Source organism: Actinoallomurus sp. NPDC052308, from assembly GCF_040679195.1.
Lineage (GTDB): Bacteria > Actinomycetota > Actinomycetes > Streptosporangiales > Streptosporangiaceae > Actinoallomurus > Actinoallomurus liliacearum.
Window position 1 is genome coordinate 92,129 of sequence record NZ_JBFAUM010000002.1, and the last position, 22,905, is coordinate 115,033.

General features: G+C 70.2%; 23 protein-coding genes. 7 read left to right on the forward strand and 16 right to left on the reverse strand.

From position 1 onward, the window contains the following. Positions 1-137: 137 nt before the first annotated feature. Positions 138-1,487 (forward strand): glycoside hydrolase family 6 protein, encoded by a 1,350-nt coding sequence (locus AB0L00_RS06415; RefSeq protein ID WP_364429244.1) that lies wholly within the window; start codon positions 138-140, stop codon positions 1,485-1,487. Between the two features lie 251 nt (positions 1,488-1,738). Here AB0L00_RS06415 and AB0L00_RS06420 read toward each other — a convergent pair whose 3' ends face one another. The 3 genes from AB0L00_RS06420 to AB0L00_RS06430 all read right to left on the reverse strand — a co-directional run bounded on the left by AB0L00_RS06420 (position 1,739) and on the right by AB0L00_RS06430 (position 3,456). Further along, entirely contained in the window at positions 1,739-2,197 is a 459-nt protein-coding gene (locus tag AB0L00_RS06420) for a hypothetical protein (protein ID WP_364429247.1), read from the reverse strand. Further along, positions 2,178-2,648: a type II toxin-antitoxin system antitoxin SocA domain-containing protein gene (locus AB0L00_RS06425; protein WP_364429250.1), complete on the reverse strand. Its 471-nt coding sequence runs from the start codon at positions 2,646-2,648 to the stop codon at positions 2,178-2,180. Before AB0L00_RS06425 ends, AB0L00_RS06420 begins: the two co-directional genes overlap by 20 nt. A gap of 310 nt (positions 2,649-2,958) precedes the next feature. Next, on the reverse strand, positions 2,959-3,456 hold the full coding sequence (locus AB0L00_RS06430) for a MerR family transcriptional regulator (protein WP_345353992.1): 498 nt from the start codon (positions 3,454-3,456) through the stop codon (positions 2,959-2,961). Between the two features lie 24 nt (positions 3,457-3,480). On the opposite strand from AB0L00_RS06430, the gene AB0L00_RS06435 reads away from it, so the two are divergent. After that, positions 3,481-4,197 carry an SDR family NAD(P)-dependent oxidoreductase gene (locus AB0L00_RS06435; protein WP_364429253.1) on the forward strand — a complete coding sequence of 239 codons (717 nt, stop codon included), beginning with the start codon at positions 3,481-3,483 and terminating at the stop codon, positions 4,195-4,197. A gap of 131 nt (positions 4,198-4,328) precedes the next feature. On the opposite strand, the gene AB0L00_RS06440 is transcribed toward AB0L00_RS06435, so the two are convergent. After that, a complete protein-coding gene (locus tag AB0L00_RS06440; protein WP_345353994.1) occupies positions 4,329-4,760 on the reverse strand; it encodes an ATP-binding protein in 432 nt (143 codons plus the stop codon). Between the two features lie 77 nt (positions 4,761-4,837). Next, complete coding sequence (locus tag AB0L00_RS06445) at positions 4,838-5,104, reverse strand: hypothetical protein (protein WP_345353995.1); 267 nt, start codon at positions 5,102-5,104, stop codon at positions 4,838-4,840. Between the two features lie 276 nt (positions 5,105-5,380). Here AB0L00_RS06445 and AB0L00_RS06450 point away from each other — a divergent pair, with 276 nt between their 5' ends. Together AB0L00_RS06450 and AB0L00_RS06455 are read left to right on the forward strand one after the other, a co-directional pair. Further along, a complete protein-coding gene (locus AB0L00_RS06450) occupies positions 5,381-6,268 on the forward strand; it encodes a helix-turn-helix transcriptional regulator (protein WP_364429257.1) in 888 nt (295 codons plus the stop codon). Between the two features lie 27 nt (positions 6,269-6,295). Next, positions 6,296-6,448 (forward strand): DUF397 domain-containing protein, encoded by a 153-nt coding sequence (locus AB0L00_RS06455; protein WP_364431557.1) that lies wholly within the window; start codon positions 6,296-6,298, stop codon positions 6,446-6,448. A 212-nt stretch (positions 6,449-6,660) separates the two neighbouring features. Here the strand turns inward: AB0L00_RS06455 and AB0L00_RS06460 are convergent, their stop codons facing one another. The 5 genes from AB0L00_RS06460 to AB0L00_RS06480 form a co-directional block, all read right to left on the reverse strand. After that, a complete protein-coding gene (locus tag AB0L00_RS06460; RefSeq protein WP_364429260.1) occupies positions 6,661-7,542 on the reverse strand; it encodes an SAM-dependent methyltransferase in 882 nt (293 codons plus the stop codon). 178 nt (positions 7,543-7,720) lie between these two features. Beyond that, positions 7,721-8,236: an EF-hand domain-containing protein gene (locus AB0L00_RS06465; RefSeq protein WP_364429263.1), complete on the reverse strand. Its 516-nt coding sequence runs from the start codon at positions 8,234-8,236 to the stop codon at positions 7,721-7,723. A 148-nt stretch (positions 8,237-8,384) separates the two neighbouring features. After that, positions 8,385-9,170, reverse strand: coding sequence for a hypothetical protein (locus AB0L00_RS06470; protein WP_364429265.1), 786 nt, complete (start codon positions 9,168-9,170; stop codon positions 8,385-8,387). Beyond that, positions 9,109-9,591 (reverse strand): DUF3761 domain-containing protein, encoded by a 483-nt coding sequence (locus AB0L00_RS06475; protein ID WP_364429268.1) that lies wholly within the window; start codon positions 9,589-9,591, stop codon positions 9,109-9,111. The genes AB0L00_RS06470 and AB0L00_RS06475 overlap by 62 nt, the downstream gene beginning before the upstream one ends. A 325-nt stretch (positions 9,592-9,916) precedes the next feature. Next, positions 9,917-10,279 (reverse strand): MerR family transcriptional regulator, encoded by a 363-nt coding sequence (locus AB0L00_RS06480; RefSeq protein ID WP_345354001.1) that lies wholly within the window; start codon positions 10,277-10,279, stop codon positions 9,917-9,919. Between the two features lie 127 nt (positions 10,280-10,406). On the opposite strand from AB0L00_RS06480, the gene AB0L00_RS06485 reads away from it, so the two are divergent. Continuing rightward, a complete protein-coding gene (locus AB0L00_RS06485; RefSeq protein WP_364429271.1) occupies positions 10,407-11,387 on the forward strand; it encodes an aldo/keto reductase in 981 nt (326 codons plus the stop codon). Positions 11,388-11,508: 121 nt separating this feature from the next. Beyond that, positions 11,509-12,303, forward strand: coding sequence for a hypothetical protein (locus AB0L00_RS06490; protein ID WP_364429274.1), 795 nt, complete (start codon positions 11,509-11,511; stop codon positions 12,301-12,303). Positions 12,304-12,511: 208 nt separating this feature from the next. Here the strand turns inward: AB0L00_RS06490 and AB0L00_RS06495 are convergent, their stop codons facing one another. Together AB0L00_RS06495 and AB0L00_RS06500 are read right to left on the reverse strand one after the other, a co-directional pair. Next, positions 12,512-15,871 carry an ATP-dependent DNA helicase gene (locus AB0L00_RS06495; RefSeq protein WP_364429277.1) on the reverse strand — a complete coding sequence of 1,120 codons (3,360 nt, stop codon included), beginning with the start codon at positions 15,869-15,871 and terminating at the stop codon, positions 12,512-12,514. A gap of 25 nt (positions 15,872-15,896) precedes the next feature. Then, positions 15,897-19,076, reverse strand: a complete 3,180-nt coding sequence (locus AB0L00_RS06500; RefSeq protein ID WP_364429279.1) for an ATP-dependent DNA helicase — start codon at positions 19,074-19,076, stop codon at positions 15,897-15,899. Between the two features lie 142 nt (positions 19,077-19,218). Here AB0L00_RS06500 and AB0L00_RS06505 point away from each other — a divergent pair, with 142 nt between their 5' ends. Beyond that, on the forward strand, positions 19,219-19,992 hold the full coding sequence (locus tag AB0L00_RS06505) for a rhomboid-like protein (RefSeq protein WP_364429282.1): 774 nt from the start codon (positions 19,219-19,221) through the stop codon (positions 19,990-19,992). Here AB0L00_RS06505 and AB0L00_RS06510 read toward each other — a convergent pair. The 4 genes from AB0L00_RS06510 to AB0L00_RS06525 form a co-directional block, all read right to left on the reverse strand. After that, positions 19,976-20,305 (reverse strand): hypothetical protein, encoded by a 330-nt coding sequence (locus tag AB0L00_RS06510; protein WP_364429285.1) that lies wholly within the window; start codon positions 20,303-20,305, stop codon positions 19,976-19,978. The genes AB0L00_RS06505 and AB0L00_RS06510 overlap by 17 nt on opposite strands. Positions 20,306-20,378: 73 nt before the next feature. Continuing rightward, complete coding sequence (locus AB0L00_RS06515; protein ID WP_364429288.1) at positions 20,379-21,281, reverse strand: hypothetical protein; 903 nt, start codon at positions 21,279-21,281, stop codon at positions 20,379-20,381. Positions 21,282-21,518: 237 nt separating this feature from the next. After that, positions 21,519-22,064 (reverse strand): hypothetical protein, encoded by a 546-nt coding sequence (locus AB0L00_RS06520; RefSeq protein ID WP_364429291.1) that lies wholly within the window; start codon positions 22,062-22,064, stop codon positions 21,519-21,521. A gap of 66 nt (positions 22,065-22,130) precedes the next feature. Then, a complete protein-coding gene (locus AB0L00_RS06525; RefSeq protein WP_364429294.1) occupies positions 22,131-22,868 on the reverse strand; it encodes a methyltransferase domain-containing protein in 738 nt (245 codons plus the stop codon). Between the last annotated feature and the right edge of the window lie 37 nt (positions 22,869-22,905).

Below are 22,905 nucleotides of genomic sequence, written 5' to 3' on the forward strand. Positions count from 1 at the left end.
CCGGCCCGTCAGCCGACTCGATTGACCCTCGGGGCCGCCGTCACCACGATGACCGGGACATGCACCTCGGGGATCCTCCGCCCCTCCGGTTCATCGACGCGGTAGCACACCGAAGTCCGCTGCGGAAAGGACGGGTCATGCGCGTTCACCCTTGGCGTGGCGGCCGCTGGAGAACGGCCGTCGCCACGACGGCCGTCGCCTGCGCGGCCGTCACGGCCGGTCTGGTCACCGGCGACGCCCGGGCCGGCACGCTGTCCGGCACCCTCTATCGCGACCCGAGCACGCAGGTCGTCCGCTGGGTCGCGGCCAACCCCAACGACGCGCGCACCCCTGTCATCCGTGACAAGATCGCTAGCCAGCCGCAAGCCCACTGGCTGTCGGCGTTCAATCCGGGCACGGTCACCTCCGAGGTCTCCGGTGTGGTCAACGCCGCGAACTCCGCGAACCAGATCCCCGTGCTCTCGGTGTACGAGATCCCCAACCGCGACTGCGGGGGCGCGAGCGCCGGCGGTGCCCCCGACTACACCCAGTACCAGCAGTGGATCTCGAACTTCGCTCAGGGAGTGGGCGGCCGGACGGTCATCGTGATCCTGGAGACCGACGCGCTCGCCCTGCAGAGCTGCCTGAGCGGCTCCGACATCACGGCCCGCGACCAGGCGATCGCCCAGGCCGTACAGACGATCAAAAGGGCCGACTCGAACGCCAAGGTGTATCTCGACGGCGGCCACTCGGCCTGGAACTCCGCCACCGAGCAGGGAAGCCGCCTCAAGGCCGCGGGCGTCCAGTACGCCGATGGCTTCTTCACCAACGTGTCGAATTTCCAGCCGCTGTCGAACGAGGCGGCGTACGGCCGGTCGATCATCTCCTACCTGCAGTCCCAAGGAATATCCGGCAAACACCAGATCATCGACACCAGCCGTAACGGCGGTGCCGTCGGCGGGCAAGGCGACTGGTGCGGCGATGACAACACCGACCACCGCATCGGCGCCTACCCGACCCTCGACACCGGCGACCAGAACGTCGACGGCTACCTGTGGGTGAAACCGCCGGGCGAAGCCGACGGATGCCTCTACACGGCCGGAAGCTTCGTCCCCGACCTCGCCTACAACCTCGCCAGTACGGCCCCCAACCCGCCGGGCCCGCCCGGTCCGACGCCGACGCCCACGCCCACCCCCACGCCGCCACCGGGTGGCCGCACCTGCACGGCGACCTACCAGACGATGAGCTCCTGGCAGGGCGGCTTCCAAGGTCAGATCTCCGTCACCGCCGGAACCTCGGCGATCAACGGGTGGAAACTGACCTTCTCGCTGCCGGGCGGCGTCTCGATCGGCCAGCTCTGGAACGGCACGCTCACCACCAGCGGATCCGCCGTCACCGTCACCAACCTGTCCTGGAACGGCACGCTCGCACCAGGAGCCTCCGCCCAGGTCGGCTTCACCGCCACCGGCGCCGCCTCCTCCCTCACCCCCACCTGCACCGCATCCTGAACGATTCGCGGGCCCGACCCTCCCGTACCGCAGGTCGGTGACGGTCGGGCCCGCATCGCGCGCTCAAGAACCCAGGACCACGTCCAGCCGGGTCGGAACGGGTCCGCCTCTGATGCTCTCCCCGCGGGTCCGGCCCGCCGGGAGAAGGCGCTGGTCAGCGGCATGCGGTTAGGGTGGGTAGAAAGAAGGCACGGATCCAGCCGCTGACCGGGCGCCCGGGGTGGCGGCCGTCGGTATCGGCCTCGCCCTGGCTAGGTGTGCTTGAGCTTGCTCGGCCACACCTCATGGTTCGGATCCCACCAGACGACATGGAACACATGGTCGATGAGGAAGCCGTACAGGCGCGCCGTGCCAGTGAACCGTAACCGATGGATCTTCGTCATGTCCGGCAGGCCGATCTCCTCCAGACGGCCGAGCGCCACGGCGTTCGGAATACTCGCCACGTCATAGTCGGCACCGGGGTAGCCGCCGGAGTGGAACAGTTGGTTGATCGTCATCGACTCCACCGACGAGAGCCGTTCCATCAACCAACGCAGCGTCTGCGGGTCGACCTTCTCGAACCCCCAGGGCCCGTCATGGTCGACATGACAGAACCTCCAGCAGATCCGGCTGTCCGAGGTCTCCGCCCCAGGAAGCACCGATCGCGTCGGGACTTCCTTCGTCTTGATGTCCGGAGCGAAGACCTGCTTCTTAGGCTTCCGCTTGGCCATCGTCGCCGGCCACGGTCAGCGCGTCGAAGAACTCGAGGATCTCGTCGTCGCGCAGTTCCTCGGTGCTGCGCTGCAGTGGCTGCGCGCCGGCGCGGACACGCGCCTCCACCCAGGGCGCTTCGTGGTGCGTCATCGTCGACAACTGGTGCGCGGTGTAGTCGCCGAGACCTTGCAGGACCAGGTCGATCGACTCGCGCTCTCCATCGTCGAGAGCGTCCGGATCGCCGGCGATGTCGCCGTCGTCAAGTTGGAACCGACCGCGATGACACTTGTACAGGTCCGGGGAGACGGGCCCGTTCGCCCACGCCTGGAACCGCTCGGGAAACAAAGGGCGTTCTTCCCACGCCAGGTGGTAGCCGTACGCGTAATAGCAGAGCTTCTGCAGCTTCATCGCGGTCATGGGACCACGCTTCTGCAGGATGTACGCCGCTACGTCCCGGACTGTCGCCACGGGGCCGCCACCTCCGATCTTCGCCCTTACGGTACCTACCCGTCTTGAGAGGGGGAGAGGCATGGCGATACATCCTTGCTGAGTGATGGCCGAGCTTTCTCCGCTGGGATGCTGCTCATCAACGCTTAGTTACTATATGTGATTGCCTGGTCACGTAAAGACCTTGGCCGACATCGGCCCAGCGGTGAACCACCTGCCGACCTACGGGTTCTCATCCCCCACCCGCACATACCGGGAGCACTCCCCCACGGCCTTCCGGACTCCGGCCTCTACGACCCGATCGGTGCCAGGCGGGGCTGCCCCTACGCCGTTATTTCGGGGGTGTCGGCGAGGCTTCCGAGGTGGCCGTGCCGACAGGCGCCCAGAGGCGATCGGCATCACCGGCGGCGAGGCTTCCCCGATAGGTGTCGATCTTGTGGTCGATGAGCTTCAGGTTCTCCTGGATCTCCACCAGCTTGGCGAGCACGTCGGCGCGATGGGCCTCCAGGAGGGCCAGCCGTTCCGCCTCGTTGCCCGGACCGGCCGCGACCAGTTCGGCGTACCGGCGGATGCCCCTGATCGGCATGCCGGTGGCACGCAGCTTCGTGCAGATCACAATCCACTTCAGGTCGAGCTCCCGGTACCGGCGACGGCCGCCGCTCGTGCGGTCGACGGGACTGACGACCAGGCCGGCGCGCTCGTAATACCGGAGGGTGTGCACGCTGACCCCGGTGCGACGGGCGGCCTCGGCTATGGTCACGCCGCCGGCGGGCACGGCACCGAGACCCCGGCCTGGCGCGGACGCCGGCTTCCTCTTGACTTCGAGCACGCTCTAAATCCTAACGTCGCGGCCATGTCTACTCCTGATTCGTCCCGAGCCGCCCCCACGATCTTGATCGTGGGGGCCGGACGCGGGCTGGGGCACGCCATGGCGGACGAATTCCTCAAGAGGGGCTGGAACGTCATCGGCACGGTCCGGCCCGGTACGCGAACCAAGCTCCATGATCTGGCCGAGACCGCCACCGGCCGGGTGGAGATCGAAACCCTGGATGTCAACGAGCCTGCGCAGATCGCGGCCCTGCGCGACCGCCTGGCGGGCAGGGCGCTCGACATCCTGTTCGTCAACGCCGGAATCACCACGGCCGACGAGCACATCAGGATCGGGGACGTGACGACCGAAGAGTTCATGAGCGTCATGCTCACGAACGCGCTCAGCCCGATGCGCGTCATCGAGTCACTCCAGGACCTGGTCCCGGCCACCGGCGTCATCGGTGCGATGTCGTCCGGGCAGGGCAGCATCAGCAACAACGAGACCGGAATGCGGGAGGTCTACCGCGGCAGCAAGGCGGCGCTGAACATGTTCATGCGAAGCTTCGCGGCCCGGCAGCCCGAGCCATCGCGCACGATGCTGGTCATGGCGCCCGGATGGGTCCGCACGGACCTCGGCGGACCCGACGCCCCCTTCACCATCGAGGAGACCATCCCCGCCCTGGTCGACGTCATGCTCTCCCAGAAAGGAACTCCCGGCCTGCGGTACCTCGACCGCTTCGGCCGAACCGTCCCCTGGTGATCCCGGCCGCCGGTCCGGCCGCATGAGCGCCGATCCGCTGCGCGGCGACCTATCTGAGCTGTGCGCGTTCGCCGCCCGCGCGGGCTGGGTTACAACAGGCTCAAGCTCCAGCGTCCACGTACGAGACGGCGTTACTGAAGGGAAGACGGGCGGAGACTCGTGTCGAGGACGTCGAAGGTGGCGCGTACGGTCTTGCCGGGTGGGGCGGGGTGGACGGTGACGCGAGCGAGTTCTTCGGCGATCCACAGGCCGAAGTGGCCGACTTCTCCAGGCAGGTCCTGTACGGGCAGGTCCGCCGATGCGTCGGTGACTTCGACGACGATGGCCGGCTCCTCCCCCTTCCGTACGGTGAGGGCGTAGACGACGGGGGCGGCGCCGTGGGCGATGGCGTTGGTGACCAGTTCGCTGGTGACCAGGACGACGTCCTCGACCAGGTCGGCGTCCCAGCCGAGCAGGACGGCGGTTGCCAGGGAGCGGGCGGTGACAACGGCGTAGGGGTCGCCGTCGAGGCGGCAGGACCATTGCTGTTCGCGCGATGGGCCGGCGGTGCATTCGGGGGACATTTCTAGGGCCTCCAGGAGTGTCGGTGACCGCGGCGGCCGGGCAACGGGAGAAATTCCGGCCGCGGGCGGTGGCTTGATCAGGGTTCGGGGCAGCCGAGGACCTGGGTGATGCGGGCGGCGGCGATGTCGAGGTTGTCGATGTGGGCGATCCGGTCACCGAACGACCAGCAGAACCACCACAGCCCCGCCTGATCCTGCCGCAGCGAAAGGTCATCGTTCAGCGGCGGCGCGAGGGGATTCACGACCCGCAGTAAAGCCGCCTGCTCCTCGGAGGCGATGACCCGCGCGTACCACCCCTCCGCCCGCAGCAAATCCGCGAGCGCTTCCAGTGCATTGCCGCCCATGTTGGGCGTCTCCCTACCACTAAGTGGGGCCGATGCCATGAATATCCTTTCTGTCGATTCCGTGCAGAGTATTAAGGGCTCCGGTAACCGGCCGAGCCATGCGGGGGCGGTGCACCTCCCCCACAGCGATGTCGATCACGGAGCGCATCGATGCGATGACTGCTAGACAGCATGACCTGGACAGGGGGCACTCTGTCAAGCTGCCTCAGACAAGTTGCCTAGCCGTGTTTCGGTTGCTCCTGTACGGCCGTCACCACCAGACTGTTCAGCCTGACCGTGAAGGAGGCGCTCGTGGGCAACCCAAGTGCGTACGTTCAGCGACTCATATTGGGCGTTGAGCTGGCGAAACTTCGGGAGCAGACGGGGCTCAGCCTGAAGGACATCGAGAGAGAACTCGAGTTCGATCAGTCGTGGATGTCAAGGGTCGAGCACGGCGAACGCGGAATGAAGGCTAGGGACGTTCGAAGCCTTCTTGATCTTTTCGGCCAACACACCTCGATTGAAGAAGGGCAGCGGGAGGAGCTTCTGTCGCTCGCGCGCGCCGGTTTCTCCGGCAAGCCCGACTGGTGGAGGAAACTCTCCGGCAAGGGACTGAAGCCGAAGTTCGACCTGCTGATCGCGGCGGAGGCCGGGGCTCGTACGATCAGCCACTGGCGCAGCCAAATCCTCCCCGGCATTCTCCAGACCGATGCGTATGCGCAGGCGGTGATCGAAGCAACCGACGTCGAGGGCGTTGTGGATGTCGGCGGAAGGATCGACATCCGACGGGCACGACAAGAGATCATCACTCGGAAAGAAAATCCCGTCACGCTTCAAGTGATCCTCGACGAAGCCGTCCTCCACCGCCAGGTCGGCGGACCAGAGGTGATGAAGGAACAGCTTCAACGGCTCGCCGAGCTGAGCGGCCTCCCCAACGTCAAGATCCAAGTACTTCCGTTCGCAGCAGGTGCGCATCCAGCCGTCAACGGCGACTTCGTGCTGCTGGTCTTCAAGGCGAACGACGACCTCGGAATGGTCTACCTGGAGACGGCGACGAGTGGGCTCGTACTCCAGAGCCAACACGAGGTCCGCCGGTACAGTCGGACATATGGGATGTTGCAGGCGACGGCGCTGAGCCCAGCCAAATCCGCATCCCTGATCGCTTCTACGGCCAAGGAGCTATAGGTGCAGCTCGAAAGAGTAGGACGCAACATGGGCCTGCGAGTGGAGCCCCACATCTGGCGGAAGAGCTCCTACAGCGATGCAAATGGTGAATGCGTCGAGCTGTGTGTCGATCGGCCCAGCGACACCAATGGTGACCTGTTCGCAGCGACGAGAACGCCAGGCAAGCCTATGACGCGGTGAGCGTCCACTCGACCTGTGAGAGACCCGCGGAGATCTGCCTGCGGATCACCAGGTGGTGGCGGCCTGACGTGAGTCCGGGGAGCAGACCCCAGTAGCCGCGGTCGGTGATGTCTTCTCTATCGGTCGCTCCTGCGAGGGCGCTGCCGTGCGCGAATTGCAGCGTGTAGGGCTGATCGTTCGGCCTGGTGCGGGGGTCTGGCGAAGGTGAGCGATCAAGGCCTGGTCGCGAAGACCCAGCGGTTGGCGGCCAGTGCGTCGGGGCGCCCAGGCTCAGGGAGGGGGCCGCGCCCATAGCGGTGGGTGAAGTCGAACGCGGTGTGGACCGACGTACGCCAGCCCCGGGTTGCCAGGTCTGTGGCGGAGTCGGGCCGCGGCTCCCGGTCGAACAGGGCGATGAGGTCGATGCCGGTCCGTTTGGCCACCGAGTAGATCGGGCTCTCGCGGACGGCCGTCGACTCGGGGCTGAGTTTGATCTCGTAGGCCAGCGCGCTCCCGGCCGCGCTCAGCGCGTCCACCGCCGCGATGAGGGCACGCTCGGCGGCAGGGGGCAGGTAGAGCAGCAGCCCCTCGGCGAACCAGACGGTCGGAGCGGCCGGGTCGAAGCCCGCGTCGGTCAGCGCCCTGGTCCAATCGTGGCGTAGGTCGGCCGCGATCGTCGTGCGCTGGGTCTTCGGCACGGCGCCCAGCCCGTCGAGCACGCGGTCCTTGAACGCGAGAACGCCCTTCTGGTCGATCTCGAAGATCCTGCAGCCGGGCGGCCAGTCGAGTCGGTACGCCCGCGTGTCGAGGCCGGCCCCGAGCAGCACCACCTGCCGGGCTCCCTCGCCCGTCCGCCGCAGGACGAAGTCGTCGAAGACCCGCGTCCGCAGGCCGAAGTAGCGCCCCAGCCGGCCCCACAACGGATCGACCTCGCCGTCCGGAACCTGCTGCGGACGCACGGGCCAGCCCGCGGACGCTCGGGCCGCGCGCACGAAGTGCTCGGCGTAGACGTCCTGCGCCAGCGTGTCATGACGGTGGGTCTCGATCGCCCGCGCCGCGGCGACCATGAGGGCGGTCAGCCCGACGCCTTCTTCCACACCGGTGATGTCGGCCATGGGTTTTTCCTCTCGGGCCCGTCATGTGGTCGGCGAACTCGCCATCAAGCCGCGAGGCGGCGGTCGGTGCGGGCGTCGAGCCGATGCCCGCCGCAGGCGTCGAGCCGATGCCCGGTGCGGGCGTCGAGCCGATGCCCGGTGCGGGCATCGGCTCGGCATCGACCGCGTGCGACGCGCGTCAGACCAACGTGTCACCGACGGCGTGGCTGCCTCTGGCGAGGAAGAACTCCTCGATGGCGGTCCGCCACTCGCTCGTGGCGACCCGGCCGGTCCCGTGGGGGTCGAACGCCTGGAAGAGCGCCTCGATGTTCTCCGCCGGGAATCCGACGGCCTGCATTCCCCGCACGAAGTCGGGGTGCTGGACGAAGCCGTCATCGTCCCGATCGCAGATCGCGGTCAGGGCGTCGGCGTACGGCCGGACGTTCGCCTCGTAGTCGGCGGGTTCGTGGAACTCGGCGTACTCCTCGTAGCTCAGCTTTCCGTCGTTGTTCTGGTCGAGGGTGCCGACCAGGCCCTGCCAGTAGCGCCGGCAGCCCGTGTGGAGCGCCTGCGCCTTGGCCGAGTTCTCCGGCACGTCCAAGGCCCTGGTGATCCGGTGTGCGAGCCTGTCGAAGTCGTCCGCCTCCAGGTAGCCGTTGGCGTCCGTGTCGAGCGCGTTGAACGCGGCCTTGATCCGATCGAGACGTGCATCCATCGGGAACCTCCCAGGAGGGTGTGATGCCTTGACGCGGACAGCGAGACTGTAGCTACATAACGTGATCAATCACACGTCTTCCGATTTGGTCGGCCGACATCGGCCACGCGAGGCCGTGCGGCCTAAAAATGGGTAACGTGCACGGCCCTCAGCCGACGGCGGATTCACCACCGGCCCAGCCGGTCGCGGCCACGACCTCACGTGCGATGTCCGGCACCGACCGGTCGTCGGTCGCGACCCGCACGGTGTCCGGGGGCGCTTCGGCGTCGAGCAGCCGCGCCTTGCGGAGGCTCGCCGCCAGCTCGTCCTGCAGTTCGGAGCCGAGTTCCCGGCCTGTCAGGCGCCGGCCGGCCGTGGCATCGGAGGCGGTGAGCAGGACGCGGATCACGCGCGCGTCCGCGCCCATGGCGCGCCGGAACATGCCCGCCGCCTCCGGCAGCACGCAGAGGGTGTTGACGTAGACGAGGCGGCGATGGCCGAGAGCGGCGAAATTGCCCCAGACCGCGGTCAGATTGCGCTCCGTTATCCGCGACCGGTCGGGGTCGTCCTCGGGCGCCGGATGCACCTGCCCCATGAAGTCGCCGTCGATGACCGCGTGGGAGGCCCCCGCGGCACGCAGCCGCGCCGAGACCTCCCAGCCCACCGTGGTCTTGCCAACGCCCGCGCGTCCTCCGATGAGCAGTACCTCCGCGTGATCCATGCCCGCAGGATGACGGCCGCCGATCGCGTCGGCCAACTCGTTTATGAGCTGTGGCGCGCAAGTCTCGGGGAAGCCGGGCCATAGCTGGAATCGCGCGGGAAATGTCCGGTTGGACGACTCGTTCACCGAGCCTTCCGGCCACCGCCGCTCTCGCCCCTCGCGCCGGTCGCGGTCAGCGATAAAAGACCAGCACTCCACCGTGGTGTGAGCACGCGCCTTGGTGGTGGGCGGCATACGAGTAGGTGCCGTCGTTGCAGCGAGCCGTCGCACCGGCCGGATGGTCGGGTGCCTTCGGCGCCGAATGGGTGCGCTTCGGACGGCTCGTCGCACGGTGGGTCTTCGGCACGTGCGGTTTCGGCACGTGCGGCTTCGGCGTAGGCGTTCCGCCCAGATCGGCCCGGTTCGTCGGCTCCGGCGACTCCATCGGAGCCGACGACTCCGGAGCCGCGGTGGGCGAGTCGGCCGTTGTCGTACGCTCGCCGGGCGAGGTGGACGGCGCGGCTCCTGCGCCGGTCGCGGTCGTGCGGCAGCCGCCCAGCGCCAGCGCGGTGGCGAGGATCAAGGCCGATGTCCGATGACGCATTCCCGTCTCCCGTCGTAGGGGGTGCGTGTTGGACGGACGGATACCAGCCCTGGTTTGCCAGAAGTGGCGCATCTGGCGGCAAATGGCCAATCAGGGGAAATGCGTAACGTGCGCGGGCCGTCGCCGATGGCAACGGCGGTCGGAACGCTCGGCGAAGCAGGTCCGCGCGTCGAATCTCGCGTCAGATGCCCGATTCGGCGGCTCGGTCACCGAGCATTTCGTACGCTCGCCCGGCCCGCCCACCGCCGAGGCGTGAAGGGCGGCCCGGAGGCCGGGGGGCCGAAGGCCGGGCGCCCCGGAGGCCGAGCGGTCCGGAGACCCGGCGGTCCGGAGACCCGGAGGCCGGGCGGGTCGGCAGCCGGGCGGGGCGACCGTCGTCGGTGGGGACGCGGAGCGGTCAGCGGGAGGCTTCGCGGTAGTAGCGGATCTTGTCTCGGAGGTGCTCCCGCTGGGCGAGGAGCGTCTCTATCTGACGGTCGATGCGCTCGTCATGGGCCTCGAGGATGGCGATGCGCTCCTCGAACGTCTCCTCGCCGCACCTGCTCACCTCGGCGTAGCGCCGCATCTCCGCGATCGGCATCCCGGTGTCGCGAAGGCAGCGCAGGATGCCGAGAAAGCCCAGGTCGTCCGCGCTGAACCGGCGCCGGCCGGCGGCCGTGCGGTCGATCCGGTCGAGCAGACCGATCTTCTCGTAGTAGCGGAGCGTGTCGATGCTGAAGCCGGTCTTCTCCGCCGTCTGGGCCGGTGAATAGAACGTCACACCACTGATGATCACACCTGGAGCGCACTCCAGGTCAAGCTCCAGGATGCGCCTCCGGCTTGACCTGGAGCGCGCTCCAGATCGCAGAGTGTGTCGCGTTCCCGATCACTTCTCGAGAGGACGCGATATGCGGCAACGGACTCTGGCCGACGGAACGACCGTCAGCGCGCTGTGCCTCGGTGCCATGTGGTTCGGCACCCGGACCGACGAGGCGACGGCGTTCGCCATCCTCGACCGCTTCGTCGAGGCCGGCGGTTCCGTCATCGACACCGCCGACAATTACGCCTTCTGGGCGGAGAACGGCGCGGGCGGGGAGAGCGAGGCGGTGCTCGGCCGCTGGCTGGCCGACCGTGGCGCCCGCGACCGGGTGGTGATCAGCAGCAAGGTCGGGGCGCAGCCGACCGTCCCCGGCACGAGCTGGCGGGAGAGCGGTGAAGGGCTGTCCGCCGGGGCGATCCAGTCGGCGGTGGAGGGCAGTCTGCGCCGGCTGGGCACCGACCGCATCGACGTGTACTGGGCGCACATCGAGGATCGGACCGTACCGATCGAGGAGACCGTGGACGCCTTCGCGTCGCTCGTCGAGCAGGGCACGGTCGGGGTCGTCGGCGCCAGCAACTACGCCCTGTGGAAGGTCGAGCGGGCCCGGGCCGTCGCCCGGGGCCAGGGGCGTCCCGGTTACACCTGCCTTCAGCTCCGCCACTCCTACCTGCGGCCTCGCCTGGACGTCACCGCTCCGGACGACCACGTGTTCGGGAACGTGGACGCCCAGACCCTGGACTACGTCCGGAGCGAGCCGGACATGAGCCTGTGGGCCTACAGCCCGTTGCTGAGCGGCGCCTACGCGCGGTCGGACCGGCCGCTGCTCCCGGCGTACGACCATCCGGGCACGCCGGCGCGGCTGGCCGCGCTGCGCGAGGTGGCGGACAAGATCGGCGCCACGGTCAACCAGGTGGTGCTGGCCTGGCTGATGGACGGCGACCCGCCGGTCATCCCGATCATCGGCGTCAGCTCCATCGAGCAGCTCGACGAGGCCCTGGCGGCGGCCGACCTCGAACTCGACGAGGAACTCCGCCGCCACCTCGACATCGCGGGCGAGCTCGACGGATGACCCCGATGGCGACGCGATCTTGACCACGAGAAGCCTCCCTGTTACAAACTCTGTTAATTAATCAGTCGAGAGCGTTATATATCTCTCGTTGATATCAGAGGTAGGCGACGGCAGGAGAAGCATGCGACCCGAACCACCCATCACCCGACGGAGGTTGCTCGCGTACGCCGGAGGCGCCGGGCTGGCCGGCGCCACGGCGCTCGTCGCCGGAGCGGCCCCGGCGTCCGCCCGCGCGTACGAGTTCGACCTCGTCTTCAACGTGCCCGACACCGACAACATGCAGGGGCTCGCCTATCGGCGCGGCCGCTTCTACGTCGGGTTCGACGTCGGCAACGGCATGGGGGTGATCCGGGAGTACGACCGCTCCGGGACCAAACTGAAGGAGAGCCGGCCGCTGGCCGTCGGCCACGCGGCCGAGCTCAGTTTCCGCGACGCCGACGGGATGCTGTACGTCGCCACCGGCGGCGGCACCAACCCCACGAAGGTCCACGTCGTCGACATCGCGGCGGACGACCCGTCGATCGTCCGGACGATCGACTTCGCGTCGCTGGGCAACTCCGGGCTCGTCGCCGTCGACAACCGGCGCGACGGTCTTCTCGTCCACGCGGGACCGGGCGACCAGGGACCCTTCGTCTTCGGCTTCGCCGACCTGAACGGCCGGGTCCGGTCGACCTTCCCCCTGCCGTACCAGGGCGTGCCGCAGGGCCTGGAGATGGCCGGTGACAAGATCCTCTACTACACGAACAACAGGATCACCGTGCTGAACCGGCAGGGCCGGATCCTCGACGCGATCGACATTCCGCTGACCGGCGAGAGCGAGGGACTCGCCGTCGCGCCCGCCGGCCGGGGCACCCGGGTCTTCTTCGGCTACAACAAGCCGAACCGGGTCTACGCCATGAAGCCCGTCTTCCACTGACCGGTCGACGCGCTCCGGCCGGCGCGGCGACGCGATCGCCGCGCCGGCCGGAGCGCCCGCCCAAGCCGCCGGAACGCCCGCCCGAACCGCCGAAGCATCCGCCCCAACCGCCGGAACGTCCGCACGAACCGCCGAGACGTCCGCACGAAGCGCCGAAGCGTCGGGCCGGGCCGGCCGTGACCGGACGATCGGGTGCTCGGCCCGCCGCTCAGCCGGTGGGGATCCGATCCAGGAGGGCGGCGAGGCCGTCGGCGTCGAGGAGGTCGGCGGGGCGGATCGTCGCGTTGGCCGCGACGTAGTGGAAGGCGGCGCTGACCTTCTCGACCGGGACGTCGGCGAGCTGGGCCCAGGCGATCCGGTAGGCGGCCAGCTGCACCGACACCACCCGTGCCTCGTCGCCGGTCGGCGGGCGGCCGGTCTTCCAGTCGACGACCTCGTAGCCGCCGTCGCCGGTACGGAAGACCGCGTCCATCCGGCCCCGGACCAGCCGGTCACCGATCATGGTCTCGAAGGGCACCTCGACCTCGTGGGGTTCGCGGTCGGCCCAGGCGCTGCGCTCGAACGCGGCCCGCAGCGTCTCCAGCTCGTCGTCGCCCCCGGCTCCCTCGTCGGAGGCGCCGGGCAGGTCGTCGAGGTCGAGCAGCCGCTGCTGGCCCCAGCGGGACTCCAGCCAGCGGTGGAAGGCGGTGCCGCGCCGGGCGTACGGGGCCGGGGGCCGGGGCAGCGGCCGGCGGATCTGCCGGGCCAGCGCCGCCGGGTCACGGGCCAGGGCGACCAGCGACGACACCGACAGGTGGGCGGGCAGGTCGACCGCCAGGCCGTCGGCGCCTCGGGACCGGTCGCGTTCGGCCAGCAGCAGTTCCACGTCGCGGGCCCAGGCGGAGGCCCGGCGGCGGTCGCGCGGCGACAGCGGAACGTACCCGAGGCGGAGCCTGCCCTGCATGGCGTCGTGCACCATCCGGGCGCCCTCGGCGACCGCGTCGTAGCGTTCGCCCTCCGGAAGCGCGGGCCAGGACGCGGTCTCCTGCTCGGCGAGCAGGGGGTTCTCCTCGTCCAGCGGCTCCTCGGCCCAGTAGCCGACCTGGCCGGCGCCGGCCTCGCACGCCTCCCGGATCTCCGCCAGGAACGGCGACGGCTCCAGCGGACGGCTCGCGGTGCCCCAGCGGTACCCCGTCGCGATGAGCAGGTGCCGCGCGCGCGTCACGGCGACGTACGCCAGGCGGCGCTCCTCACGCAGGTCGCGGTCGGCGGTCGCGGCGTTGAACCCCTCGACGTCGTCCTTCTGCAGGCCGGTCAGCGGCGGCAGGTCGGCGTGGTCGCCCCGCAGCGGGTACGGCAGGATGCGGGCGTTCTCCGTCCAGCGGGAGGAGCTCTGCGGCTTGGCGGGGAAGACCGAGCCGGCGCCGGGGGTCTCGGCCCTCGTCGGGTTCCAGACCAGGCCGGGAACGGCGACGACGTCCCACTCCAGGCCCTTGGCGGCGTGCACGGTGAGGAGCTTGACGCTGTTGGTCTCGCCGACCCGGCCCGCCTCCAGGCCGAACTCCTCCGTCTCGGCGGCCTTGAGGTAGGCGAGGAACGCGCCCAGCGTCGGGTCCTCCGCGTCGCCCGCGAAGGACGCCGCCGCGTCGACGAACGCGTCCAGGTCGGCGCGGGCGGTCACCGGGTCCAGGCCGGACCGGGACGCGACCTCGATGTCCAGGCCGAGGGTGCGCTCCACCTCCGTCACCAGGTCGGGCAGCGGCAGCCCGACGTGGCGGCGCAGGACGCGCAGCTCGTCGCGGAGGCGTTCGAGCCGGGCGTACCCCTCCGGGCTGAAGTGCTCCGCCGGGCCCAGGTCGTCGAGGGCGTCGACGAGGCTGCCGTTCTCGTCGTTCAGCTCCTGCACGACCTGCCGGAGCGGGTCGGCGGCGCCCAACGCGCCGTCCTCCCTCGTCGCTTCGCTCCCCGCGCTCCCCGGTCCGGACGACGCGCGCCCGCTCGCGGACGGCTCCGCGTCCGTCCGGGGCCCGGCCCCGGGGTCGAGGTCGCGGGCCGCCTCGCGGGCGAGTTCGCGGGCGCGGCGGCCGAGGGCGACCAGGTCGCGGGGGCCCAGGCGCCAGCGCGGCCCGGTGAGCAGCCGGGCCAGTGAGGCGCCCGCCGTCGGGTCGTGCACGACCCGGAGGGTCGCGACGACGTCCTGCACCTCCGGCACGGTGAGCAGGCCGCCGAGGCCGACCACCTCGACCGGGACGCTGCGCGCCTCCAGCGCCGCCCGGATCAGCGGGAACTGCGCCCGCTTCCGGGCCAGGACGGCGATGTCGGACGGCTGCAGCCCCGGGCCGTGGCGGCTCGTCTTCTCCCATGGCTCGCCGTCGGGCGCGAGGTCCTTCGGCTGCCGCAGCAGGCGGACGATGCGGTCGGCGAGCCGCTCGGCCTCGTCCTCGACGGTCTCCAGCAGCGCGCACTCGACCCGCCCCCGGCCCTGCTGCGCGGCGCCGGGCCACAGCCGGGGGACGTCCTTGGCCTCCTCGCGCAGCTCGACCTGGATGCGGGCGGCCGCGTCGAGGACGCGTTCGCCGTTGCGGAAGCTGGTCGACAGCTGCCGCATCGGCGCGGGCCGCTCGCCGTTCGGGAAGTCACGGACGAAGCCGAGGAGGTTCCCGGCGCTCGCGCCCCGCCAGCCGTAGATCGACTGGCACGGGTCGCCGACGGCCGTGACCGCGTGGCCGCCGCCGAACAGCGACTTGAGCAGCACGAGCTGGGCGTGGCTGGTGTCCTGGTACTCGTCCAGGAGCACGGCGGCGTAGCGCGAGCGCTCGATCTGGCCGACCTCCGGGTGCTCGGCGGCGATCCGCGCGGCGAGGGCCATCTGGTCGCCGTGGTCGAGGACCTCCCGCCTGGCCTTGGCCCGCTGGTACGCCTCGACCAGCGGCATGAGCTGCTCGCGGGTCGCCTGGGCGTCGGTGATCCGGCCCTGGTGTTTCTTGGTGGGCTTCTTGACCTCGGCGACCCGCTCGTTCAGCCAGGCGCCGATCCTCCGCACGTCCTCGGGGGTGCGCAGGTGCTCCGACAGCTCCCCCGACAGCCCGATCACCGCCTTCGTGACGGCGTCGGGCCCCCACTCGACGGCGCCCATCGGCCCGTCGTACGCGTCGACGACGCGCGCCGCGATCTGCCAGGCCACGGCCGGGGTGACGAGCCGCATCGTCGGCTCCAGGGCGGCCCGCAGCGCGTGGTCGCCGAACAGCCGCGCGGCGTACGCGTGGTACGTCGACACCGTCGGCTCACCGTCGAGGATCTCCGGGTCGATCAGGTCGTCGTGCTCGCGGAGCTGGTCGAGCCGCCGGCGTACGCGGTCGGCCAGCTCGGCCGCCGCCTTGCGGGTGAACGTCAGGCCGAGCACTCGCTCGGGCCGGATGAGCCCGTTGGCGACCAGCCACACGACGCGGGCCGCCATCGTCTCGCTCTTGCCGGAACCCGCGCCGGCGATGACCGCCATCGGGGCGAGCGGCGCCTCGATGACGGCGGCCTGGTCCGGCGTCGGTTCGGGCACGCCGAGCCGCTGTGCGAGCTCCTGCGGACTGATCACGGCGTTCCCCGGTCGTACGGGACGGTCACGGCGCCACCTGGCCGCCGTCGTCGTGCGCCGGGCAGGACCCGCGTACGGGGCAGGTGCGGCAGTGGTCGTCGCGGCGGGCCTCGAAGACCGGGCTGGCCATGCCCTCCGCGACGCGGTCGACGAGTTTACGCGGCCACTGCGGGTCCTCGTCGGCCGACGGCGGCTGCTGCGTCTGGACGCGTACCCGGGCGGCGTAGGAGCCCTTGCCGACCTGGACCAGCTCGGCCCCGCCCGGTTCGATCAGGCCCTTGTCGGCGAACGCGCCCAGCATCACGGCGAGCTGGTAGACGCCGAGCTGCGGGTGGCGGGCGAGGTCGTCCTCGCGTACGGGCGAGTTGGAGGTCTTGATGTCGACGATCCAGGCCCGGCCGTCGCCGTCCCGCTCGGCGCGGTCGATCCGGCCGCGGATCACGACGCGGCCCAGGTCGATGCTGAACGGCTCCTCGATCGAGACGACCTCGCGGGCGTCGGCGCGGTCGTGCCAGGCCAGGAACTTGTCGATCATCTTCTCGGCCTGTTCGCGCTGTTTCTCGGAGTACCAGGCGCTGCGGAAGTCCAGGTCGTCCCAGATCTCGTCGAGCCGCTTGGCGATGTCGGTGTCGTTCACCGCCTCGTCGGTGGCGACGAGCTCGGCGACCGCGTGGATGACCCGCCCCATCGTCGCGAACTCCCCCGCGCCGCCGTCCTCCGCGCCCACGCAGGAGGCGAGCAGCCAGCGCAGGCCGCACTTCTCGAACGTCTCGACCTGCGACGGCGACAGCACCAGCGTCTCGTCCTCACGGAACGCCGGCCCGGGATCGGACAGCTCCGTCAGGGGGTACCAGTCGCGCGGGTCGGCGCCCTGGACGCCGGCGCGGGCGAGCCGGGCCAGGTGCCCGGCCGCGGCCTGGCGCAGCGGCGCGGGCGTCTTCGGATCGGCGATCGCGGCCCGCAGGTCCGCGACGAGGGCGCGCAGGGACAGCCACCGGGTGCGCTCGTCGAGCTGGGCGTGCTCGGCGGGGTCGGGGACCAGCTCACGGAGGAACCGCGACGGCCGGTCCTCGGCGTCCTCCCCGCCGACGGCGGTCACGACGAGCCGCCGCTTGGCCCGCGTCACCGCGACGTAGAACAGCCGCCGCTCCTCCTCCAGCATCTTCGCCGCGAGTGAAGCACCCGTACTGTCCGGTTCCGCGACACCGGTGGCGGCCTCGATCAGCTCCTCGCTGCCCAGCAGCGAGCCGCGCAGCCGCAGGTCGGGCCACAGGCCCTCCTGCACGCCCGCGACGACGACCAGGTCCCATTCGAGGCCCTTGGACCGGTGCGCCGTGAGGATCCGCACCGCCTCGCCCTGCGGGGCCTGCTCGGCCAGGGTGTCGCCGGGGATCTCCTGCGAGGCCAGGTCGTCGAGGAACACCTCCGGGCCGGCCTGCGGCAGCCGGTCGGTGAACCGCGCCGCCATGTCGAACAGCGCGACCACCGCGTCGAGGTCCCGGTCGGCCGCCGCGCCGCGGGCCCCGCCGCGCATGCTCTGCTCCAGGAGCCGGTCGGCCAGGCCGCTCTCCTGCCACACCGCCCACAGGACGTCCTCGGCCCCGCCACCGCCACGTACGGTCTCCCGGGCGAGGGCGATGAGCCCGGCGACGCGCTCGGCCGGTTCGCGGACCTTCGGGTGGATGAGCAGGAGCTCACGCGGGTCGTTCAGCGCGCGGACGAGCAGCGCGTCGGCCTTCTCGTCCCCGGACAGCATGCTCAGGTCGCGCAGGGCGCGGCGGAGCCGCCGCAGGCCGAGGGCGTCCGCGCCGCCCAGCGGGCCCAGCACGAGCTCCTCGGCGGCCTCCTCGTCGAGCAGCGCGGGCCGCAACGCCGCGCGCAGCAGCACGATGAACGGCCGGGCGCCGGGCTCGTTGACCAGCGGCACCTCGTCGCCGGCCACGACCACGGGCACGCCCGCGGCGGCCAGCGCGCGGCGCAGCGGTGGTACCTGCCGCACGGCGGACCGGACGAGCACGGCCATCCGCGACCAGGGGACGTTCTCCAAAAGGTGGGCGCGGCGCAGTTCGTCGGCGACCAGCGCGGCCTCCTGGTTGGCGCTGTCCGCCTCGACGACTCGCACCGCCCGCGCGTCCGTGCCGTCGTCGTCGGCCGCCTCCACCGGCAGCAGTTCGCGGTGCTCCCCCGCCAGCGCGCCGAGCGGCAGCCGCGCGGCGACCCGGCGGGAGGCCTCCAGGATCACCGGGCCCATGCGGCGGCACGTCCGCAGGGAGACGATGGGCGCCTCCTCCCCCGTCACCGTACGGAACCGGTGGGGGAACTCCAGGATCCCGCGCACGTCCGCGCCCCGGAACCCGTAGATCGACTGGTCGGGGTCGCCCACGACGATGAGGTCCCGCCCGCCCCCGGCGAGCTGCTGGAGGAGGTACTCCTGCGCCGGGTCGGTGTCCTGGTACTCGTCGACCAGGACGACGTCGTACGCCGCGCGCTCCCGCCGTCGTACGTCCTCGTCGGTGAGCAGCCCGGCGGCGGCCCGGACCAGCTCCGCGTAGTCGTACGCGATGATCGGGTCGACGTCGAAGCGCTGCTCGTACCGGTCCAGGAAGCGACCGGCGGCGTACCAGTCGTCGCGGTGATGGCCGCGGCCCAGCGTGACCAGATCGGCGGGTCCGAGGCCGCGCTCGGCGGCCCGCAGGATGAAGTCCCGCAGCTCCTCGGCGAACCCCCGTGTCTTCAGCGTCTCGTGCAGCCGCGCCGGCCAGTCCCGCGCGCCGTCCGCGACCTCGCCGTGGACCAGCCGGCGGACCTCGAGGAGGTGCTCGGGACCGGACAGCAGCCGGGGCGGTTCCTCCCCGTCCAGGACCGCCTCCCGGCGCAGCAGCGCGTACGCGTACGAGTGGAATGTCAGGGCCAGCGGCGTGCGCGTGGTGCGCCGCAGCCGGCCGGTGATGCGCTCCCGCAACTCACCGGCGGCCTTCCGGCCGAACGTCAGGACCAGCACCCGCTCCGGGTCGACGCCGCGGTTCTCGATCCGGTCGACGACCGTCTCGACGATCGTGGTGGTCTTGCCGGTGCCCGGCCCGGCCAGGACGAGCAGCGGCCCGCCCGCGTGCGCGACGACCCGCCGCTGGTGCTCGTCGAGCGCCGGCGGCGGCGACTGCGCGGGTCCGGCGCGGCGGACGAGGCGGTAGGACGCTGCTGACACATATGTGATTGCAGCAGATCATCGGGGGTGATCGTGACAGGGTTGCGGTGATGTCGTCGATGTGGCCGCGGTGGACGCGCTCCGCAGGACCGGCACCGGCGGCCACGGGCCCCGGTGGGGCCACCGATGTCGGGGGGCGCCGATGATCCTGTTGGCCGTGTCGATCCTCGCGCTGGCCTGGTACTTCCTGTGCTGGCTCAGCCTGCTCTGGCCCGGCGCGCGGCGCGCCGTGGACGGACTGTCCCCGTACACGCGGTGGCTGCACGCCTGGATCTTGTCGGCGCCGGCGACGTTCGCCTACGTCGTGGTCTTCACCGCATTCACGCTCGTCCAGCGGACGACACCGCCGCACCTCATCGACGTGCTCACCCGCATGAACAGCACCAACCTGGTCCGGCTGCACCACGCCCCGATCGCGGTGCTGGCCGACAGCGCCCTGTGGGTCGCGGACCGCGGCGCGGGCCTGACGCTGTACATCCTCGCGTTCGTCACCGTGGTCGCCTGGGCGGAGCGGCGGTACGGCCCGCCCCGCATGATCCTCATCTGTCTCTCCGGCCACGTCCTGGGCAGCCTGCTCACCGCGCTGGTGGAACTCCACGCGATCGAGACCGGCCGGGCGTCGCACCGCCTGGCGCACACGACCGACGTCGGCGTGAGCTACATCATGGTGGCCGGCTGCGTCGCGGCCGTCCTGCTGATGCGCGGCTGGTGGCTCGTGGCCGGCATCGCGGCGCTGGCCGTCGGAGTGGTCTGGCCGGTGATCTCCAACCACACCGTCTGGGCCCTCGGCCACCTGCTCGCCGCCCTGTGCGGGCTGCTCGTCGCCGCCCTCTGCCTGTTCCTTGGGGGAGTCAGGCGACCCCGCGACCTGAGGCCCTGTCTGGGAGGGCCGGAGAGCATCACAACCGGGTCATGACCCACAGCGACCCGAGCGCGACCACGGCCAGAGACACACCGAGGACGATCCGTCTGATCAGACGCCTTCCCTTCACCGGAGGGAAGAACCACGCGGCGAACCAGACGAAAAAGGCGACCAGTCCGACCGCGCCGAATCGCACCAGGTCATAGGGCAGTTCGTGCCGAGCGGTCTCCGGATCGAACAGGGCGATCAGGATGAGGAACGCGCCGACGAAGAGCGCCGAGCCGGCGATCGCCGTTCCCCACTGCCAGCGAAGCCAGGTCGGGTCCTTCACGTGACGATCGGTGGCGTCCGTCTGCATATCGCTCATGTGCGGGCCCCCCTGTTAGTACGACGCCAGGGTACGGTACGCCACGAAGCGATCGCCACGTGAAGGGAAGGCGTCACTTCGAGTTGGCCAGCCAGAATTTCTGGAAGTCCTTGTCGAGGCGAGTGGCGAATGAAGCGTCGCCGTCCTTCTTCGGATCTCCACCTTGGTGGTGGCCGCCGAGCACGCCGATGATCGTGCCTTCACCGGTGATCCAGTTATCACCGTGCGCGAGGAGCAGGCCGGATCCGCTGACGCCGTCGGAGTAGTCGTTGCAATAGAATTTGTACGCCGACTTGTGCCCCTTGATGTCCTTCTTCGACGTGACGGCGTGACACAGAACCGGGTAGTTGTACTTGCTCGGATACCCGATGAGGTAGACCTCGTTCTTCCAGCCGGCGCTCAGCTTGTAGTTGTCCGCTCCGAGAACGTCCTGGATACGGCCGTTCTTGTGCTTTTTCACCTGGATGACGCCGTAGTCGTAGCTCGGATTCGAGCGCCCCAGCAGGTCGATCCACCGGCCCGGGACGTGCCACGACCGTACGCCCCACTTGCCGTAGGGGGTCATGTCCGGTCCGCTCCCGTACCCCGGAACGAACACCGTGAGGAGATTACCGACCTCCGTCCCGCCGATCTGCCGCAGACAGTGCCCGGCGGTAAGGATGGAATCACGACCGTGACTGGTGACGATCGTGCCGGAACAACTGAAGCTGTGTCCCCCGAAATGGTAGAAGATCTTACCCATGCGGTGCAGCCTGGATTTGGGTAGCGCGGCGGACATGGGTTCCGTCGTCGCCGTGCTTCGGGGATCGGCGAACGTATCGTCGATGGGAGTGGCCGCGCGCATCCGTTCGGGCGTCCAATAGTCTTCCGCCGCCTGCGCCTGTGTGTCGGTCGCGCGGTAGACCTCGATTCCGGTCTCCGCAGCCGGTGGACGCGGCGCGGTGGCGTCCGCCGCCGTGACCGGTCCGATGGACATACAGACGCCCAGCAATAGCACTCCACCGGCTTTCGCCGTCCAGTGAGAAAACATGTGATCCCCCGTCTATCGCGTGGAGATCACCGTAGGGCCCAATGTAGTCCTACCGCCGCCTTTGACCTATATCGGACAAATCAGCGAGCCCATCAACGAAGGAGGGGGCACGATCAGACGAGAACTGAAGCCGACCGCGCACGGCCGCGTTGACCCCTTGTGTCAGGTCGTTCTCCTGAGCCTTCAATCGGTCGGCGAAGACCGCAGGCCCATCTGATCGGGGACGACCTTGGGCAGGCCGCGCAGCCAGCCGGGAAGGTCCGCCGGCCACCAGCGGCCCGCGGCGAGGTGCGCCAGGGCGTCACTCACCGCGGCGACGGACGCGGCGGCCGGCACCACCCGACTCGGCGCCGCGCCCGCGAGCACGCCCAGCCACCAGTGCCGCAGGGTCGGCGACATTCCCTCGGGGTCGAGGACGACGTAGTAGTCCGGCAGCAGCAGCCGCTCGGCGGCCAGCCCGCCCAACGCCGACTCGATGGCCACCTCCAGACCGCCGTGCGGCGCGGCCTGGTCGAAGAAATCCACCCACGCGTCACGGACGTCGCCGAGCGGATCGGCGTCGTGCACGACGTAGGTCGTGCCGGCGCCGGCGATCGCCCTGCTCAGCTCGGCGGGCGTACGATCCCCGGCGACGAGCGCCCGTACGTTGTGCAGGCCGACGAGCCCGGACACGACCTTGTCCGCCCCCTCCCCTGCAACCACCACCACCGTGCTACTGGTCCGCCGCATAGGCGGGATTCTAAGCAGCCACCCCCACTGTGCCGCCGGCATGGCCTCCTTGCCGTCGGTGAGCCGTCAGGTCCGTGCGACGACGATCATTCGTCGGCTGTCCGGAGTCAGTGGACCGCCCTCGTCGCCATGGCCGGTAACCGTGCGGAAGCCGACGGCGAGGAGCCAGTCGCGAAGTTCGGTGAAGGTGAACATGCGCACGAAGAAGGGAATCCGGCGGACCCGGCCCTGACGGACCACCGTGCGTTCGGTGACCGCGCGGCCGGTCAACGGGTCCAGGGTGCGCTGGTCGATCATCAGGTCGCCGTCCCGCTCGATGACGGACGCGGGCTGGAAGTTGCGGATGATCCAGTCCCGGTTGTTGAGCTCGACGGCGAACCTGCCGCCCGGCGCGAGGACGCGTGCCGCCTCGGTGAGGACCCGGCGGTTGTCCTCGTCGTCGAAGTAGCCGAACGCGGTGAACCAGTTGACCACCCGGTCGAACCGCCGCTCCCAGGGCAGCGACCGCATGTCCCCCTCGACGTACGCGACCGGTGCCCGGCGGGCTTCGGCGTCCTGCCGTGCGCGTTCGAGGAAGGCCGGAGTCGCGTCCAGGCCGGTCACCCGGCAGCCGCGCTCGGCCAGTCGATTGGCGATCCGGCCGTGCCCGCAGGCGAGGTCGAGCACCTCCATGCCCGGCTCCAGGTCGAGCAGCCGCCAGATCAGGTCGGTCTCGGCGTCCGCCCGGTCGTCCAGCGGCTCTGCGAAGAAGTGCAGATAGTCGTCGTCGAACAACCCGTCCGCGTCGAAGGCCTGCTCAGTCATGCGGGCCCTCCTCCCCATCGGCTGACATCAAGAATCA